This window comes from Nonomuraea basaltis (assembly GCF_005893125.1).
Taxonomy (GTDB): Bacteria; Actinomycetota; Actinomycetes; order Streptosporangiales; family Streptosporangiaceae; genus Nonomuraea; species Nonomuraea basaltis.
Map to the genome: position 1 here is coordinate 1 of NZ_VCJS01000542.1, position 1,529 is coordinate 1,529.

A 1,529-nucleotide genomic window follows, 5' to 3' on the forward strand; every position below is an offset into this window, starting at 1 on the left:
CTAGTACGGCAGTCACCATTCGCAGTGTGACCAGCACGGATGCGCGATAGGCCGTTGCGATCTTGTGATGGGAAGCGGGCACAAAGAGAGCAGCCGCTCGTGATCATGCCTGTGTGACGAGTACAAGATCGAGAGCGGCTGCTGCGCTCATCCTAGAGGCCCGGCGCGTGCAACGGAACACAGACGAACTGCTCGCCGCGCTGGCACCGATGTTCCCCCGGATCGAACCCCGCCTGCAGGCCGCCAAGTACCTTCGTGCCGTCATGTCCGACCTGCCCAAACGCAACGGATGGACGATCGCCGAGCACGCCGGGGACCGCTCACCTGCCGCCACCCAGCGGCTGCTGAACCGGGCCCGCTGGGACACCGCCGGCGCGATGAGCGTGGTGCGCCGCTTCGCCGTCGCCCGCCTGGACGCCGCCGCCGACCCCGGCAGCCTGACCGTCGGCGCGCTGGATGAGTCCGGTCAGGAGAAGAAGGGCACCGCCACCTCGGGCGTCAAAAGGCAGCACATGGGCTGCGCGGGCGGCGTGGACAACGGCGTCAACACCGTCTACCTGGCCTACGTCCGCGCCGACGCCGGACACGCTCTGATCGGCGCCCGGCAGTGGATCCCTGCCGAGCAGATCACCGACCCGGTCACGGCCGTCATCACCGCCCTGCCGGTGGATCTGGCGTTCGCCACCAAGGGAGAACTGGGCATCGGCCTGCTGACCGACGCCTGGTCCGACGGCGTCCGCTTCGACTTCCTGACCGGCGACGAAGTGTACGGCGCGTGCACCAAGCTGCGCACCTTCCTCGAACAGCACGAGCAGGCCTACGTGCTACGCGTCCGCTCCTCCTTCACAGTGACCTTGGGCGGCGGCACCACCCTGACCTGTGCCCAGACCGTAGCCCGGCACTGCAAGCCCAAACGCACCTGGACCATCCGCTCGGCCGGGAACGGCTCCAAAGGCGAACGCGCCTACGCCTGGACCTGGATCGCCACCACCAGCCCCACCCACTTCCTGCTGATCCGCAAGCACCGCAAAACCGGCGAGCTGGCCTTCCACTACTGCTTCGTGCCCGCCGGTCAGCCGGCCACCCTGGCCCGCCTGATCGCCGCCGCCGGGCTGAGATGGCCAGTGGAAGAGAGTTTCGAGTTCGGCAAGGACCTGTTCGGCCTGGACCAGTCCCAGGTCCGCCTCTACGAGGCGTTTCTGCGGCACCTCGTACTCGTCATGGCCGCCCTGGCGATCTGCGCGGCCAGCGCCGCGGCCGCCCGGCGCCACACCGACACCCAAGCCCCGCCACCACAACGGCCCGATCAGCCGCCACCCACCGACCCGGGCATGATCCCCCTGACGGTCGCCGAGATCAAGCGCCTGTTCAACGCCGCGACCGCAGCAACACCCGCGCTGCTGCACACCGCCCACTGGTCAATCTGGCGACGCCGACATCAGGCTCGGGCCCGCTGGTTCCACAAACGCACCCGCCTGACTACGACATAAACCCACAGCTCAGCTCACGAATGGTGACTGCCGTACTAG

The 1,529-nt window shown here is 68.1% G+C and carries 1 protein-coding gene; it reads left to right on the forward strand.

Going from position 1 to position 1,529, the window contains the following annotated elements:
• Positions 1 to 167 precede the first annotated feature (167 nt).
• On the forward strand, positions 168 to 1,490 hold the full coding sequence (locus tag EJK15_RS69265) for an IS701 family transposase (protein WP_206062373.1): 1,323 nt from the start codon (positions 168 to 170) through the stop codon (positions 1,488 to 1,490).
• The last annotated feature ends 39 nt before the right edge of the window (positions 1,491 to 1,529 follow it).